The sequence below is a fragment of the Flavobacteriales bacterium genome (assembly GCA_025210805.1).
Classification (GTDB): Bacteria; Bacteroidota; Bacteroidia; order Flavobacteriales; family CAJXXR01; genus JAOAQX01.
Genome location: JAOAQX010000006.1, coordinates 180,468 through 195,771, shown reverse-complemented (window position 1 = coordinate 195,771; position 15,304 = coordinate 180,468). Strand labels below are relative to the sequence as shown.

The following is a 15,304-nucleotide window of genomic DNA, read 5'->3' as shown; positions in this document are numbered from 1 at the left end:
AAAAAAGAAAAACAATGAAAGTAACAGAACATATAGCAAAAGCCAAAGGTAAAACGCTTTTTAGTTTTGAGGTTTTACCACCGCTAAAAGGGCAGAGTATTCAGCAAGCTTACCGGGCTGTGGATCAAATGATGGAGTATAATCCTTCTTTTATCAATGTCACTTATCACAGAGAGGAATATATTTTTAAGCCATTAGCCAATGGTTTTCATGAAAAAAAAGTGGTGAGAAAAAGACCAGGAACCGTGGGAATGTGTGCCGCACTCCAATCTCGATACAAAATAGATACTATTCCTCATATTCTTTGTGGAGGTTTTTCAAAAGAAGAAACAGAAAACTTCTTAATAGATCTCGATTTTTTAGAAATTGATAATGTTTTGGCATTACGAGGAGATCCTGTAAAAGGAGAAACCTATTTTCAGTCTGAAGCTAAAGGAAATAACTATGCTAAAGATTTGATACTGCAAATAAAAGATTTGAATAACGGAATTTATCAGGATGAGGATTTACAAAACCCAACGCCTACAAATTTCTGTATTGGATCTGCTGGTTATCCTGAAAAACACATGGAAGCACCCAATCTGGATACCGACATCCTAAAACTCAAAGAAAAAGTGGATGCAGGAGCAGAATATATTATTACACAAATGTTTTTTGACAATCAAAAATATTTTTCTTTTGTAGAAAAATGTCGAGAAGCAGGAATCGATATTCCCATTATCCCAGGGTTAAAACCATTGAGTACCCAAAGACAACTAAGCATCATTCCGCATCGATTCCATGTAGATTTACCCGAAGAACTCGTTATAGAAGCCGTAAAATGCAAAACAAAAGAAGAAGTAACGGCTTTGGGGGTAGAATGGTGTATCGCTCAGTCCAAAGAACTTAAAAAATACGGAGTTCCCTCGCTTCACTATTATTCTATGGGGAAAACAGAAAGAATAACAAAAATTTTGAAGGAGGTTTTTTAAGGTCGAAGCTGCTTTTTTAATCTTTTGTTATATGTTGATATTAAAAAGACTACTCAATAAACTGGGTAGTCTTTTATGTGAAATATTTTTTTAAATTTTAATGAGTAGAAGGTAGCGTTATGTTAGCATTTCCAAAATCATGAAAAAAAGTGTAATAATTATTTGTTTATTAGTGTTTTTTGGCGGTTGTGTCACTTTTAAGAAGAAGTACCAGCCCGTTAATATTCACTTTTTTGGAAAAATATCCATTCCAGTTAAAAATCAAGAGATTCCTATTCCTTGTAGTGTTTTATTCTATAAAGACACAACACTGATGTTTATAATTAAAACAGATAAAGAAGGTAGATTTCATGATATCTATCAATAGACACCAATCTAAATCCACTAACGATAAAAATAAAAGGAGCTAAAAACTATCATTTATTAGATACCGTAGGGCACAGGATTTATCGTACTGATATTGATTGTAAAGATTGCAATGCAGTTTATCATAATGAGATTTATTTGACACCCGATATGAAAGAAATCAGAATCCTACCAGATTGCCTTATTGGAGAGTGGGGAATAAATCCAAGCCCAGAGTAGGTTGAAAAAGATTGTAAGAAAATTTTAAAATATTGATTTCTAAACAGCAAAAAGACCTTTACTCGTATTCTTGATTTTACATAAAAAACTTTAAAATAAAAAGCATAAAAAAATTAGCCATGAATAATTTCCTCAGAAAAATTAAAACGATTACTTTTAGCATCAAACGAAGTTTTGTATCTTCGTGCACTAAACAAAATTTTTAATTGAAATTGCGTAATGGCATCATTAGAAAGTATTCGTAAGAAATCAGGATTATTAATCGCCTTTATTGGAATCGCACTATTAGCTTTTCTTCTAGGTGATGCATTAGGAAACGGTCGTTCAATCTTCGGAGGAGATCAGGACCTAGGGTCTATCAATGGAGAAAAAATAGACTATGTGAAATTTGAAAAAGAACTCAAAGACCGCTCACAGCTAGAAGGTCCAGGAGCTGATCAAGATCAGTTGAGACAAAGACTTTGGGATCAAAAAGTAACAGAGGCTGTATTAAACTCAGAGTATGAAAAAGCAGGGATTTCTTTAACAGACAAAGAAATGGCTTCAAATATCATTGGGTATGACAACAAAGAAGTTGCTCCAATCGTGAAGCAAATTTTTGGAATTCAGCCAGGACAAGAAGTTTCCAATGCGCAATTGAGTGCTGGAATCGAAAGACTACAAAATGAAAACCCAGGACAATGGGCATATATCCAAGAAATCATCAGAGGACAACTCCTTAATGACAAATTGAATACTTTCGTTGGAAAATCGATGATTTCAAATGACGCCGAAGCTCAAGTTACTTATGAGTCTCAAGCAAGAACTTATAGCGGAAAAATGGTCTTTAAAAGCTATGCTTCTGTAGATCCTGCAAACAAAGCAGTAACAGATGAAGACATCAAAGCTTACTATGAAAACAATAAAACGGATTACGAGATTGAGGAATCAAGAAGAATTCGTTATACAGTTTTTGAAGTAAACCCAAGTGAAACTGATGCCATGACTGTAAAAGCCAAGGTAGAAAAGCTTAAAAGCGAAAGTGTAGAGTATAATAAAGCTTATGACCTTTATGATACCATTCCTGGTTTTGATAAAACAGACGATATGGTAGGGTTTATGAGAACTCATTCAGATATTCCTTATAATCCAAACTTTATGGCTCGTAAAATGATTTCACCAACTATTGATGAAATGATGCACGAAGCAGAAATCGGGTTTGTTTACGGTCCTTATTTTGAAGGAGGAATGTACCGCATGGCACGTTTGATGGATAAAAGAAACGACTCAATCGTAGTAGCAGTATTAGGAGTAGAAGTAGTAGCTAGTGAGTCTACGGATAAAGAAGTATACACAAAAGCAAGTTCTTTTGCAATGGAAGTTCAGAAGAATGGATTTGATGCAGCAATTAAAGGATTGCAAAATCAACCATCTTACCGAAGAGCTATTCAAATGACTACACAAGAAATTCCAGCAGTAGGAAAAGAAAGACAAATAGTTCGTTGGGCTTTTGCAGAAAAAACAGAAGCAGGAACATTCAAAAGATTTGATATCGGTAATAAATATGTAATAGCAACCTTGGAAGCTAAAATGCCAAAAGGATATGCCTCTTTTGAAGATATCAAAGACCAATTAAAGCCAGCTGCAGAAAACGAAAAAGCGAAGCAATTTTTATTGAGCAAGCTTAATGGAGTAACTTCATTGTCAGCTGCTGCTACCGCTCTAGGAGTAGAAGAAACGGATTTTGCCGGAGTAAGTCTATCTTCAAACTCAGTGGGAACCGCAGGTTATGATCCAAAAGCCGTGGGAATGGTTGCAGGATTAGCAAAAGGAAAAACATCGGCTCCAATAGGTGGAATCGGAGGAGTATATATTGCTCGTGTAGATGAAATTGTTGAGCCAGTAGCTTCAAACGAATTAGGAGCTATCAAATCTCAAATAGAAAACACATTTGCACCTAGAGTGGGGTATGAACTATTACCAGCCATGAAAGAAAATGCAAATATTGAAGATAATAGAGCTAAGTTTTATTAATAAACAGCACTAAAACTTCAACCATATTATTTAAAAAACCACTCAAAAATTTTGGGTGGTTTTTTTGTTCAAACCAAAATGATTACATGAAAACCTTTATTTATCTTTCAACTTGCGATACTTGTAGTCGTATAATAAAAGAACTTGGAATTTCTAAAGAAGATTATCACTTTTATAATCTTAAAGACCAACCGATATCTAAAGAACTTCTAGACCATATTTTGAACCAAGGAATCGCCCTTGATGATTTGATTAATAGACGCTCTAGAAAATATCAATCAGAGGGTTGGGGGAAGAAAGATCTTTCTAAGGAAGCGTTTTACGAACTTCTACTTCAGGAATATACCTTGATAAAAAGACCTATTTTACTGGATCAGAACCGAGTTTTCGTAGGGAATAGTAAAAAAGTGGTTGCCGCCATGAAAGAATATTTAGAAAATGAATAAAAAAATCCTTTTTTCACATATTGCACTTTTTGTTGCCAATTTGATATACGCAATCAATTTTACAGTGGCCAAGGAAGTGATGCCTACTTATTTACAGCCTTTAGGTTTTATTTTACTAAGAGTTTCTGGAGCCGTGATTCTGTTTTGGCTCTTGCACCAACTCATGAAACACAAGCTTAAAATAGACCGAAAAGACTGGCCAAGGCTGATACTTTGTGGATTATCAGGAGTAGCACTCAATCAAATGTTGTTTTTCAAAGGTTTGAACCTTACAACACCTATCAATGCAGCGGTTATTATGACTTCCACACCGATATTGGTATTTACAGGAGCTCTTTTGCTAAAGCAAGAAAAGCTCAATTGGGTTCGAATGATCGGACTTATTTTAGGAGGAATTGGCGCTGTAGGAATTATCCTATATGGGAAAACCAATATGTTGAGTCATGCACCAAATCCAGGAAAGGGAAATCTGTATGTATTTATCAATGCCGCTTGCTATGCAAGTTATTTGTTATTGGCTAAGCCCCTCATGCAAAAATATCACCCTATAACGATTATTACACTCTGTTTCTCAATTGGGTGGTTAGTTGTTCTGCCTTTTGGTTGGGAAGAAGCTTTTTCGGCAGAATACCATCTTATGCCTGATTATATCTTATTTGCAATTGGTTTTGTAATTCTTTTCACCACTTTTTTCACGTATTTACTCAATATCATTGCATTAAAAAATGTGAGAGCCTCTACAGTGAGTTTCTATATTTATTCTCAGCCACTATTAGCAACGTTTATCGCAATAATTTTCAGTTCAGATAAATTAGATTTTGTTAAAATAGTTTCTGGTTTGGCCATTTTTATTGGAGTGTATTTAGTGAGTGCCCCCAAAAAGAGCTTAAAAAGAAAAATCGTAAAAGATTGAAAATAGCGAATGAAGAAGAATCGATAACTCAAAGCAAAATTCCCTAGCTCTTAATACAGTATTTCCTCTTTAGGCTTACCTTTGCAACTCAAAGAAACCATTATGGAAAAGAAACAACCAGTTAGCATATATGCCGAAATCACTCCAAACCCTGCGGTGATGAAATTTGTGGCAAATTTAGTAATCAATCCTTATGATAGTGTTGAGTATAAAGAGGTCTCAGAAGTAAAAAATGCACCCTTGGCAATGGAACTATTTCAGTTGCCCTTTGTAAAAGAGGTATTTTTTGCAAAAAACTTTGTAGCACTCACCAAAACAGAAAATATTGAGTGGTTTGAAGTAGCTCTAGAAGTAAGAGAAAAGCTTCAGGCCTATTTTCAAGAAGGAAATAAAGCTATTTTAGAAGACCCTTATAAAGGAAAAGAAGAAGAGCGAGGAATGTCTGTTGAGAGTTTGGATGAGCAATACACACCAAATTTAAATGGAGCAACACCTAAAAATGAAGTGGAAGAAAAAATAGTCAGTATTCTAGAAGAATACATCAAACCCTCTGTAGCAATGGATGGTGGAGACGTAGTTTTTTCTAGCTTAGAAGACGGAATCCTAAAAGTAAAACTTCAAGGAGCATGTAGCGGATGTCCTTCTGCTACCATCACTCTAAAACAAGGAATAGAAAACCTCTTTTTACAAATGATGCCTGATCATGTAACTGCTGTAGAGCAAGAATTGTAAAAAGACCTAAGACGAAAGAAAAACAATAAAATTGTAAGGAATTCGTTCAAAAAGATACAATTATAGTACTAATATTCGTTAACAAAAATTATTTCATTGTTAAAGAATATTAAATATTTTCTTATTTTTTAGTAAGTTTGGAAGATGGATAAATCACATTTTATCCAACTATGAATAAACGATTATCAAAACTATTGCTAGGTATGACAAAAAAATTATTTTTTGCTTTAAGTCTCGTGTTCGGTTTTGGAGCAATGGCACAACACCATTGTCCTACAACAGATCATGAACTTGAGGAGAGATACAAAGGTAAACCAGAGGTTCTTAAAGAAATTCGTGAGAATCAAGCAGCATTCCGTCAAATGACGAAAAATGATGCTTTTGGTGTACGTACAAACGATTCAATGAATTATATTCCTGTTGTTTTTCATGTTCTTTATGAAGAAGCAGGAGATAATTTATCACGTGAGAAAATTTTAGAACAGCTTACGATTCTAAACAATGATATTCAGAGAAAAAATGCTGATAAAGTAAATACACCTGATTATTATATTACCCCAGAGCATGAATCAATAATTGAATTTGCCAATCCTATTGATGATAAGAGTAATCTTACAGGAACTTCACGTTATATTGTAATTCAAGGAGGTAATGAAGATAATGCTGCTGATTTTGACGCCAATACTCCTAGTGGTGATAGACTGGTAATTTATTTTACACAAGACACAACATACATAAATAAACCAAATCTTACCGCTTCATTTGGAGAGACAATCACATACAAGAATATTGACCTTTCTGTAGATTCTACTCAAGCACAGATAAAAGATGCTTTAATGGCAATTTTATCAAACACAATGACAGATGAATTTACTTATTCAGATGCTTCAGCTGGATTAATTCCTGCTGTTAGAATAAAAAATAAGAAGAAAGGAACTGCCACTCACGTAGCAGTAGGATTAACTTCAGGTACAAAAATTTATTCAGAAGCTAAAACTCAAACAGTAGGAGGGGTGATCGCAAGAGGTGCTAAAATTCAATTTGAATTGGCTAAAATTGATCCTGATGGAAACCCAACAACGGGAATCAATAGAATTTACTCTGATAGATCAATAAACAAGAACTGGAAAGATGTTAATGGAGCAATAGGAGAGAATATTTATAAAAATAACCCGAAATTTGTTACAACTTGGGATGCCAAAAAGTACTTTAATATTTGGGTTGTAAATAGTATTGCTAGTAGTCCAGGTGGAACCATTTTAGGATTCGCTCAATTCCCATCAGAATTAGATTTTAAAACACACACAGATGGTGTTGTTATCAGAAAAGATAGAGTAGGTAATACATTTGCCAGTTTAGGGCGAACTTTATCACATGAGGCTGGGCACTGGTTAGGTTTAAGACATATTTGGGGAGATGATGATGGACTTCAATATATCCCGCCAGCTTATAGAAATCAGATTGATTTAAATCAAGACGGAAGCATTTCTAATTCAGAATTTGCAGCAACTTCAGGAACGCTAAGAGAAATTGCAGTTGATGCATTATCTGCAGGATCAGACAATGTAGAAGATACACCAGAACAAGGAAATAGAACTCCAAATATTTGTCCTACGGGAGAAGTTGCAGGAGAGCTTGGAACACCACATGGAGATATGTATCAAAACTATATGGATTATTCTAACGACGACTGTATGAATTTATTCACAGATGGTCAAACCAAAGTGATGAAGTCATCTCTTAAAGCTTTCAGAAAAGATATCTGGACAGAAACAAATTTGATGGCAACTGGATTGTCTAAGAATTTTGATGCTGCTACACTGAAACCAGGATTTAATGTATTGTTTGAAAAAACTACAATTTTAGAAGGTGGAAATATCGATATGGAAGCTGAAGCATCTTTTGTAGATGGATCTTCTAATTACGAATGGACTTTCCCAGGTTCAAATCTAGCTGCAAAAACTGGTCAATCAGTGAATGTTACATTTGCAGATCCAGGTGTATATAGTGTAGAGCTAAAAGTTACAAATGGTAATGGTTCAACAACTAAAAAATATAAAGATGTAATTGTAGTTAATGAATCTTCAGCTACGCATGCTGGACCTTTATATATGACTTTTAATAACTTCTCATCAATAAATGGTGGATGGGCAAGAACTGCATCAACTAACCCAGATGACAATATTAAAGGATGGAGCTGGTCTGGTGAGACAGGTAAAGATGGATCAGGTTGTGTAAGAGTAACCTCTCACAAAAATAGCGGAAAATATGTAAGCTCATTGGTATTTAAGACAATGGATTTTACAAATGCTAAAATAGGAAGTGCAAACAAAAAATTAAGCTTTGACTATGCTTATGCAAAACGTTCTTTAGTTGATAATGACGATAGACTAAGAATCATGTATAGAGCTTCTAATGGAGACTGGAAGATTCTAGCTACCTTATCTACAAATCCATCAGCGTATAACACTGTTGCGGAAGAAGGAATGGTAACTAATGGAGATAGTCTTCTATACAACCCATACTGGGAGCCAACTGCAGCGGATTGGAAAACATATTCTGTAAACATTGGTAGTAAGCTAAACAGCTCTAAACTTCAATTGAAATTCGAATATTTCGGACGAGGTGGAAACCCATTCTATATGGACAATCTAACAGTTTCGAATGCTCCATTGAATGTGGAAGAAGAAACCTTAGAAAATGAGTTGACAATTGCTCCAAACCCGACGAATGGAAACGCAATTATCCATATCCAAAATGAAGAGTTAGCTCAAGATGCAAGAATTGAAGTAAAAGATATTCTAGGAAAGTCTTACGGAATTGTTTCTCATGAATTGAATGCAAATAAAAACGAAATAGCTCTTTCAAAAGTGGCACCAAGCCTTAATAATGGAGTTTATTTTGTGACAATTACTTTAGGAAATAAAGTACTTAGTAAAAAGTTTGTGGTAAATAAATAAAATATTTACCTCTTATAATTGTTTTGAGCAATCCAATTAATTTTGGGTTGCTCTTTTTTTTGAAAAAAAGATCAGATGATTAGTAAACAACTTCTTCAACAGTGTAAGAACGCTATTAAAGCCCGTCAAAAAATCACTTTTATGATAGGAGCGGGACTGTCTGCCGAAAGTGGAATTCCTACTTTTAGAGGAAAAGAAGGCTATTGGACCATAGGTTCTAAAAACTATATGCCAGAAGAAATGGCGACCCAAAAGATGTTTAAGAAATGCCCTGAGGAACTTTGGAAATGGTATTTATATAGAATAGCTGAGGCTGAAAAAGTGAAGCCTAATATAGGACATTTGATTCTCAATAAACTCGAAAAGAAATACCCTGAAAGCTTTCACCTTATTTCTCAAAATGTAGACGGACTACACACAGTGGCAGGAAATTCTTTATCTCATAGTTATTTTATACATGGAGATTTGTCTTATGTTCGGTGCAGTAATGATTGTACCAATACGTTGTTCCCTTTTCCAAAAGAGCTTAATTTAAGACATAGAACAAAAAAGACTTCAATAACGGCAGAGGAAAGGTCGAAGCTTAGCTGCGATAGATGTCATGCATGGCTAAGGCCTCATGTTTTGTGGTTTGATGAATATTATAATGAAGAATTCTTCAAGTGGGAAAGCTCATTAAAAATTGCGAATGAAACAGGGGTACTCATTCTTATAGGTACAACAGGAATGACGAATTTACCCCAGCATATTTTCGAAATTGCCTATAGAAATAAAGCTCAAATAGTAGAAGTAAATCCAAACGAAACCCATTTTTCTTCACTCTTAAAAGATTATCCCAATGGCGAAATATATTCCACAAAAGGAAGCATATTCTTATCAGAACTATTTGAAGCTTTACAATAAATGACTTTCTATTTCTTTCTAAAAAAGAATCTCACAGGAACTCCCGAAAAATTGAAATGATCTCTCAGTTTGTTTTCCAAAAATCGCTTATAAGGATCCTTAATATATTGTGGAAGATTACAGAAAAATGCAAAACTCGGTACTGCCGTAGGAAGCTGAGTTACATATTTGATTTTAATATATTTACCTTTTGTAGCAGGAGGTGGAGTATGATTTACCACTGGAAGGAAGAAATCGTTGAGTTTACTTGTTGAAATCTTGGTGGTTTTTCTTTCATAAACTTTCATTGCCTCATCCAAAGCCTTGTGAATCCTTTGTTTAGTAAGGGCAGAAGTAAATACAATTGGGAAATCTGAAAAAGGAGCTGTTCTTTTTCGGATCTGATTTTCTATATCACGAATGGTATTGGTTTCTTTTTCTACCAAATCCCATTTGTTTACTAAAACTACAATTCCTTTTTCATTCTTTTGAGCCAAATGGAAGATATTGATATCTTGAGCATCTAAAGTACGTGTGGCATCTAGCATGATGATACAAACATCAGAATTCTCTATTGCACGGATGGATCGCATCACCGAATAAAATTCCAAGTCTTCCGCTACTTTTTTCTTTCTACGAATACCAGCCGTATCCACCATAATAAAATGATGCCCATACATATTATACTCAACATCTAAAGAGTCTCTAGTTGTTCCAGCAATATCAGTAACAATATTTTTTTCTTTTCCAAGCAGTGCATTTAGCATAGATGATTTCCCCACATTCGGTCGTCCGATTAGTGTGAATCTTGGTAATCCAGACTCTAATTCATCTGGAATAGGAGGAAGCTCTGAGGTCACTGCATCTAGCAATTCTCCAGTACCCGAACCATTGATCGAAGAAATTGGGAAAAATTCTCCCATTCCTAAACCATAAAATTCATTGGCTTCAATAAGTCTTTCTCCATTATCTACTTTGTTTACGGCCACCAAAGTAGGTTTATCAATCTTTCTAAGAACACGAGCCACAGATTCATCTAAATCTGTAATTCCAGAAATAACATCCACCACGAAAATGATCAAATTGGCTTCTTCAATTGCTAAATCTACTTGTTTTCGAATTTCGGCCTCAAAAACATCATCAGAACCTTGAACATATCCACCCGTATCTATCAAAGAGAAAATTTGACCGTTCCATTCCACTTTACCATAATGACGATCTCGTGTTACTCCACTAAATTCATCTACAATTGCTTGACGAGTTTGTGTTAATCTATTAAAAAGGGTAGATTTCCCTACATTGGGTCTTCCTACTACAGCTACTATATTTGACATGATTTGTGGTGTTATTGTTGATATCCAAACTTTCTTAAAGACTTCTCGTTATCTCTCCAGTTTTTGCTCACTTTTACAAAGATTTCTAAGAAAACTTTAGTTCCTAAGAATTTCTCTATGTCTTTTCGAGCTTGGATTCCAACACGTTTGATGTCCTTTCCTTTATGACCGATGATTATTCCCTTTTGAGAATTTCTGGCAACATAAATTACGGTAGATATTTTGGTGATATTGGGTTCTTCTTTAAAAGATTCTACTTCTACTTCTACAGAATATGGAATCTCTTTTTGATAATTTAATAAGATTTTTTCTCGAATAATTTCCGATACAAAAAATCGTTCAGGTTTGTCTGTAAGAGCTTCTTTATCAAAATATGGAGGGCCTTCTGAAAGAAGACTTTTAATACGGTTCAAAAGAGAGTCTGTATTAAACTTTTCAAGTGCAGATACAGGAATAATTTCGGCATTTGGAAGTTCCACTTGCCAAAAATCCACAGCATTTTCCACTTCCACTTGATCCGAAGCATCAATTTTATTGATCAACAAAAGCACAGGAATTTCCATTTTTTTAATAGAATTAAGGAATTTTTCATCCTTTAGCTTACGTTCTTTTGGTGTCATCATTAAGATCATGATATCCGCATCACGTAAAGTTTCCTCTGCAAACTGCATCATATTGGTTTGTAGTCCATAATGCGGTTTGATAATCCCTGGAGTATCAGAAAATACAATCTGAGTCTCTTCATCATTAAAAATTCCGAAAATACGATGACGTGTGGTTTGTGCCTTAGCGGTGATAATAGAAAGTTTTTCACCAAGAAGAGCATTCATTAATGTTGATTTACCCACATTTGGGTTTCCAATGATGTTTACGAATCCAGATTTATGCATAATACCTGTGTTTTGAACCTGCAAAGTTATTGATAATTATGCGACATAGGTTGTTATTACAGATTTTATACCGTTTTAATACAAAGAAAAACCTTGAAGAAATTTTCAACAGCCTAACTATACCATATAAACACTACCAAAAATAGCACAACAACCGTCATGGGAACAATCAATAAAAGGTAGAGTGCCGATTGAATAAGCCCTGTAAGTATGGATTTAAACCAGCTAAGAAGATACATTTTCCGTATTGCCAATATGAGATAAAATAATACAACCAAAGCATAACCGGCAAGGATAAATATTCCTTCAAAATCAAGATAGTCGCCAAAAATGAGTAAAGGCATCATTAAAATATAACAGACGGCAAAAAAGTAGAGACTAAAGACAAAATGACCCGCATAACCGATTTTTAGTTTAAAGAGTATTAACCAAAACAAAAAAGCAAATACAGGAATGGACAGGAAAATTGTCAGAGGAATTTGAGAAACGATGACACTTAAAAAATCGCCTCCTTTTTTCTCTATGAGATTCCCAAATCCAATAGAGCTTTTTCTTCCCACCCAAGTGTCATTAAAAAAGCCCCAATTGTCAATACTAAAACTAAATGCCGAAGGATCGTTTTCTTCTAAAGATTTTGGTGCTTTTTGCTCATCTTTACTAGGTAAATCTTCAATGTTTATATTCTCAGAAACTGTTTTAGTAGTTGGTTTATCAATAGAGCTTCCGTGGTTAATTGCATAAGATTTTGTAACATAGAAAGTGTCATTTTGAGTATCCCAAATGGTATCACTTTTAATTGTCACTTCCGATTTTGTGGGAGAATAATCGGGACATTCACTTTCCATTGCACGATCTGTAAGTGTAATGATAAGAAAAAAGAGGAAGGAAATGAATAGATAGAATTTGGCAGGATGAAAATAATGAGCCCTTTGTCCTTCGTAAAAGGCACGAGCAACTTTTCCTGGACGGGAAATGAGTGGGAATATCGTTCTGAAAAATGCCGAATCAAATGAAAGGTAATTTGATACAGTATCTTTAAATAACAAGCCCATCGTGAGCTTTTCTCCTGCTTTCTGCCCGCATTTTGGGCAATATTTAGCATCAGTGCTTAGTTCGGTTGTACAATTTTTACAGGTAATCATATTGTATTTATTAGATTGTTATTGAATCAAAAACATAACGAATCAGATTCTAAAATTAATGAAATTTATTGTATCAAAAACACGATTTGAAAAACAGAATGGTCATATCTAAACTGAGCAAAGGAAACAAAAGTGGTAGCGCTTCAATACATTCAACTACTTCTTGTTTATTTTAGCTGAAAAATCGGGTGTTTAGTTTCAAAAAAAACAATACATTTGTTTACACTTTTTTAAAACAATCATTTAGAACTTATGGCTCAAGATTTATTCCAAGCGCCAGACTATTATCAACTGGACGAACTACTTACCGAAGAGCAAAAAATGGTAAGAGATGCAGCAAGAGACTGGGTAAAAAAAGAAATATCACCAATCATAGAACAATACTGTCAAGAAGCTAAATTTCCACAACATATCAAACAAGGTTTGGGAGAAATTGGAGCGTTTGGTCCTTATATTCCAGAAGAATATGGAGGAGCAGGACTTGATCAGATGTCTTATGGATTGATCATGCAAGAACTAGAAAGAGGAGACTCTGGAGTACGTTCTACTGCATCTGTTCAATCTTCTTTGGTAATGTATCCGATCTGGAAATACGGAACAGAAGAACAAAGAAAGAAATTCTTGCCAAAATTGGCATCAGGTGAGTTTTTAGGAGCTTTTGGGCTTACAGAACCTAATCATGGTTCGAACCCAGGAGGAATGGAGACAAAAATTGAGGACAAAGGAGATCATTATTTGCTAAATGGTGCAAAAATGTGGATTTCTAATGCACCTTTTTGCGATGTAGCCGTTGTATGGGCAAAGAATGAAGAAGGACGAATTAAAGGAATTCTTGTAGAGCGAGGTATGGAAGGGTTTACCACTCCAGAAACGCATAATAAATGGTCTCTAAGAGCTTCGGCAACCGGAGAGCTTGTTTTTGATAATGTAAAAGTTCCAAAAGAAAATCTATTACCCGGTAAAGATGGTCTTGGAGCCCCTCTAGGATGTTTGGATTCCGCTCGTTTTGGAATTGCTTGGGGAGCGATTGGTGCAGCCATGGATTGCTATGACACAGCATTAAGATATTCTCAAGAAAGAACACAATTTGGTCGTCCAATAGGATCATTCCAATTACAACAAAAGAAATTGGCAGAAATGATTACCGAAATCACCAAAGCACAATTGCTTACTTGGAGATTAGGAAACCTAAGGAACGAAGGAAGAGCCACTTCTGCCCAAATTTCTATGGCAAAAAGAAACAATGTAGAAATGGCAATGAATATCGCCAGAGATGCACGTCAAATGCTTGGGGGAATGGGAATCACAGGAGAATACTCTATCATGCGCCACATGATGAACCTAGAGTCTGTAGTGACTTATGAAGGAACACATGATATCCATCTTCTCATCACAGGATTAGACGTTACAGGACTAAACGCCTTTAAAAACTAAGCTACTGTAAAAAGCTTTTTTTAGGAAATAAATAATCGCCAAAGACTTTTTGAGTTTTTGGCGATTTTTTTTTGGAAAAATTTAAGGATGAGATTGATTTATAATATATCAGCCGATTTTAGAAAGGTGTATATATTGTATCTGAAATTTTATTAAATGATTAGCTACTTTTGGTGATTTCTTTAAAAAATAAGTAGTTTGTATTCGTTTAATTAACAAGTGTATAGTGATTAAAGGAGTAGATTTTAATAAAGAATAAAAGTCAAGACATCAGCTCGTATACAGTATGGCAGTCGAAAGTATACTCAAGTTTAATTAATCATAATACTCCTAGAAGTATCAAAAGGCATTTATTCGTACCTTTGGGTAAAATTATTTGATATGAAACTTACTGTTAATATAAAGGATCAAAGTAAGATAGCTGCATTTCTTAGTCTAATTAAGGAGATGGATTATATTGAGATTGTTAATGAAGATTCACAGGAATTGCCAGTGGAGCATAGAAATTTACTTGATCAAAGATTAAAAAGAATAGAAAAAGGAGAAACAAGCTTTAAAGATTGGGAGCTGATTAAAAAGAAATATGAAAACAAAGCCTTTTAGGATTGAACTATTAGAGGAGGCAGAACTTGACTTTGATAAATCATACGGATTTTACCATGAAAGTAGTCCAAAAATTGCTGATACGTTTTTAACAGAAATAAATATCGGTTTCGAGAGTATTAAGCATAATTCTACTGCTTTTCCAATAGTATATAAAGACATAAGAAAATACGTAGTAAAAAAGTTTCCTTTTATGATCTATTATCGCATTGAGGATGTGTGTATTCAAGTTATTGCAGTGTTTCACACAAGTAGAAGCCCTGAAATATGGAATAAGCGGATATAAAAGTACAAACTAAACAATAAAAATCATCATTACGTAAAAAACCTCATCAAATGAAGGTTCATATGAATTCTCACCAACTCCCAAAATAATTACTGAATTCCCAGCTTTTACCG

Annotated in this window: 14 protein-coding genes; 11 read left to right on the top strand and 3 right to left on the bottom strand. The window is 34.5% G+C overall.

Features of this window, described 5'->3' with window-relative positions; translation table 11 throughout:
• The first annotated feature begins 14 nt into the window (after nucleotides 1-14).
• The 8 genes from metF (at nucleotide 15) to N4A45_03685 (ending at nucleotide 9,523) form a co-directional block, all read left to right on the top strand.
• Nucleotides 15-971 (top strand): methylenetetrahydrofolate reductase [NAD(P)H], encoded by a 957-nt coding sequence (gene metF, locus N4A45_03720; GenBank protein MCT4664328.1) that lies wholly within the window; start codon nucleotides 15-17, stop codon nucleotides 969-971.
• A 139-nt stretch (nucleotides 972-1,110) separates the two neighbouring features.
• Entirely contained in the window at nucleotides 1,111-1,338 is a 228-nt protein-coding gene (locus N4A45_03715; GenBank protein ID MCT4664327.1) for a hypothetical protein, read from the top strand.
• Between the two features lie 437 nt (nucleotides 1,339-1,775).
• Nucleotides 1,776-3,569, top strand: a complete 1,794-nt coding sequence (locus tag N4A45_03710; GenBank protein ID MCT4664326.1) for a SurA N-terminal domain-containing protein — start codon at nucleotides 1,776-1,778, stop codon at nucleotides 3,567-3,569.
• An 86-nt stretch (nucleotides 3,570-3,655) separates the two neighbouring features.
• Nucleotides 3,656-4,015, top strand: coding sequence for a hypothetical protein (locus tag N4A45_03705; GenBank protein MCT4664325.1), 360 nt, complete (start codon nucleotides 3,656-3,658; stop codon nucleotides 4,013-4,015).
• On the top strand, nucleotides 4,008-4,928 hold the full coding sequence (locus N4A45_03700; protein MCT4664324.1) for a DMT family transporter: 921 nt from the start codon (nucleotides 4,008-4,010) through the stop codon (nucleotides 4,926-4,928). Before N4A45_03705 ends, N4A45_03700 begins: the two co-directional genes overlap by 8 nt.
• A gap of 102 nt (nucleotides 4,929-5,030) precedes the next feature.
• Nucleotides 5,031-5,660: a NifU family protein gene (locus N4A45_03695; protein MCT4664323.1), complete on the top strand. Its 630-nt coding sequence runs from the start codon at nucleotides 5,031-5,033 to the stop codon at nucleotides 5,658-5,660.
• A gap of 203 nt (nucleotides 5,661-5,863) precedes the next feature.
• Nucleotides 5,864-8,620 carry a M43 family zinc metalloprotease gene (locus N4A45_03690; protein ID MCT4664322.1) on the top strand — a complete coding sequence of 919 codons (2,757 nt, stop codon included), beginning with the start codon at nucleotides 5,864-5,866 and terminating at the stop codon, nucleotides 8,618-8,620.
• A 75-nt stretch (nucleotides 8,621-8,695) separates the two neighbouring features.
• Nucleotides 8,696-9,523, top strand: coding sequence for an iron dicitrate transport regulator FecR (locus tag N4A45_03685; protein MCT4664321.1), 828 nt, complete (start codon nucleotides 8,696-8,698; stop codon nucleotides 9,521-9,523).
• An 8-nt stretch (nucleotides 9,524-9,531) separates the two neighbouring features.
• Here N4A45_03685 and der read toward each other — a convergent pair whose 3' ends face one another.
• The 3 genes from der to N4A45_03670 form a co-directional block, all read right to left on the bottom strand.
• A complete protein-coding gene (gene der, locus N4A45_03680; protein ID MCT4664320.1) occupies nucleotides 9,532-10,836 on the bottom strand; it encodes a ribosome biogenesis GTPase Der in 1,305 nt (434 codons plus the stop codon).
• A gap of 11 nt (nucleotides 10,837-10,847) precedes the next feature.
• The gene (gene era, locus N4A45_03675) at nucleotides 10,848-11,726 is read right to left on the bottom strand and encodes a GTPase Era (protein MCT4664319.1); all 879 of its coding nucleotides are present in this window, start codon (nucleotides 11,724-11,726) and stop codon (nucleotides 10,848-10,850) included.
• A 113-nt stretch (nucleotides 11,727-11,839) separates the two neighbouring features.
• Nucleotides 11,840-12,868 (bottom strand): DUF3667 domain-containing protein, encoded by a 1,029-nt coding sequence (locus N4A45_03670; protein MCT4664318.1) that lies wholly within the window; start codon nucleotides 12,866-12,868, stop codon nucleotides 11,840-11,842.
• 252 nt (nucleotides 12,869-13,120) lie between these two features.
• Between N4A45_03670 and N4A45_03665 the strand changes: the two genes are divergently transcribed.
• The 3 genes from N4A45_03665 (at nucleotide 13,121) to N4A45_03655 (ending at nucleotide 15,191) form a co-directional block, all read left to right on the top strand.
• Nucleotides 13,121-14,302 carry an acyl-CoA dehydrogenase family protein gene (locus tag N4A45_03665; protein MCT4664317.1) on the top strand — a complete coding sequence of 394 codons (1,182 nt, stop codon included), beginning with the start codon at nucleotides 13,121-13,123 and terminating at the stop codon, nucleotides 14,300-14,302.
• Nucleotides 14,303-14,683: 381 nt separating this feature from the next.
• Complete coding sequence (locus N4A45_03660) at nucleotides 14,684-14,905, top strand: addiction module protein (GenBank protein MCT4664316.1); 222 nt, start codon at nucleotides 14,684-14,686, stop codon at nucleotides 14,903-14,905.
• On the top strand, nucleotides 14,886-15,191 hold the full coding sequence (locus tag N4A45_03655; protein MCT4664315.1) for a type II toxin-antitoxin system RelE/ParE family toxin: 306 nt from the start codon (nucleotides 14,886-14,888) through the stop codon (nucleotides 15,189-15,191). Before N4A45_03660 ends, N4A45_03655 begins: the two co-directional genes overlap by 20 nt.
• Nucleotides 15,192-15,304: the final 113 nt, after the last annotated feature.

What these genes read in the sequence shown, in the direction of transcription:
- N4A45_03660 (MCT4664316.1), top strand. Translation starts at nt 14,684, where the DNA reads ATGAAACTTACTGTTAATATAAAGGATCAAAGTAAGATAGCTGCATTT.
- era (MCT4664319.1), bottom strand. Translation starts at nt 11,726, where the DNA reads ATGCATAAATCTGGATTCGTAAACATCATTGGAAACCCAAATGTGGGT.
- N4A45_03700 (MCT4664324.1), top strand. Translation starts at nt 4,008, where the DNA reads ATGAATAAAAAAATCCTTTTTTCACATATTGCACTTTTTGTTGCCAAT.
- N4A45_03665 (MCT4664317.1), top strand. Translation starts at nt 13,121, where the DNA reads ATGGCTCAAGATTTATTCCAAGCGCCAGACTATTATCAACTGGACGAA.
- N4A45_03710 (MCT4664326.1), top strand. Translation starts at nt 1,776, where the DNA reads ATGGCATCATTAGAAAGTATTCGTAAGAAATCAGGATTATTAATCGCC.
- metF (MCT4664328.1), top strand. Translation starts at nt 15, where the DNA reads ATGAAAGTAACAGAACATATAGCAAAAGCCAAAGGTAAAACGCTTTTT.
- N4A45_03690 (MCT4664322.1), top strand. Translation starts at nt 5,864, where the DNA reads ATGACAAAAAAATTATTTTTTGCTTTAAGTCTCGTGTTCGGTTTTGGA.
- N4A45_03670 (MCT4664318.1), bottom strand. Translation starts at nt 12,868, where the DNA reads ATGATTACCTGTAAAAATTGTACAACCGAACTAAGCACTGATGCTAAA.
- N4A45_03655 (MCT4664315.1), top strand. Translation starts at nt 14,886, where the DNA reads ATGAAAACAAAGCCTTTTAGGATTGAACTATTAGAGGAGGCAGAACTT.
- N4A45_03695 (MCT4664323.1), top strand. Translation starts at nt 5,031, where the DNA reads ATGGAAAAGAAACAACCAGTTAGCATATATGCCGAAATCACTCCAAAC.
- der (MCT4664320.1), bottom strand. Translation starts at nt 10,836, where the DNA reads ATGTCAAATATAGTAGCTGTAGTAGGAAGACCCAATGTAGGGAAATCT.
- N4A45_03685 (MCT4664321.1), top strand. Translation starts at nt 8,696, where the DNA reads ATGATTAGTAAACAACTTCTTCAACAGTGTAAGAACGCTATTAAAGCC.
- N4A45_03715 (MCT4664327.1), top strand. Translation starts at nt 1,111, where the DNA reads ATGAAAAAAAGTGTAATAATTATTTGTTTATTAGTGTTTTTTGGCGGT.
- N4A45_03705 (MCT4664325.1), top strand. Translation starts at nt 3,656, where the DNA reads ATGAAAACCTTTATTTATCTTTCAACTTGCGATACTTGTAGTCGTATA.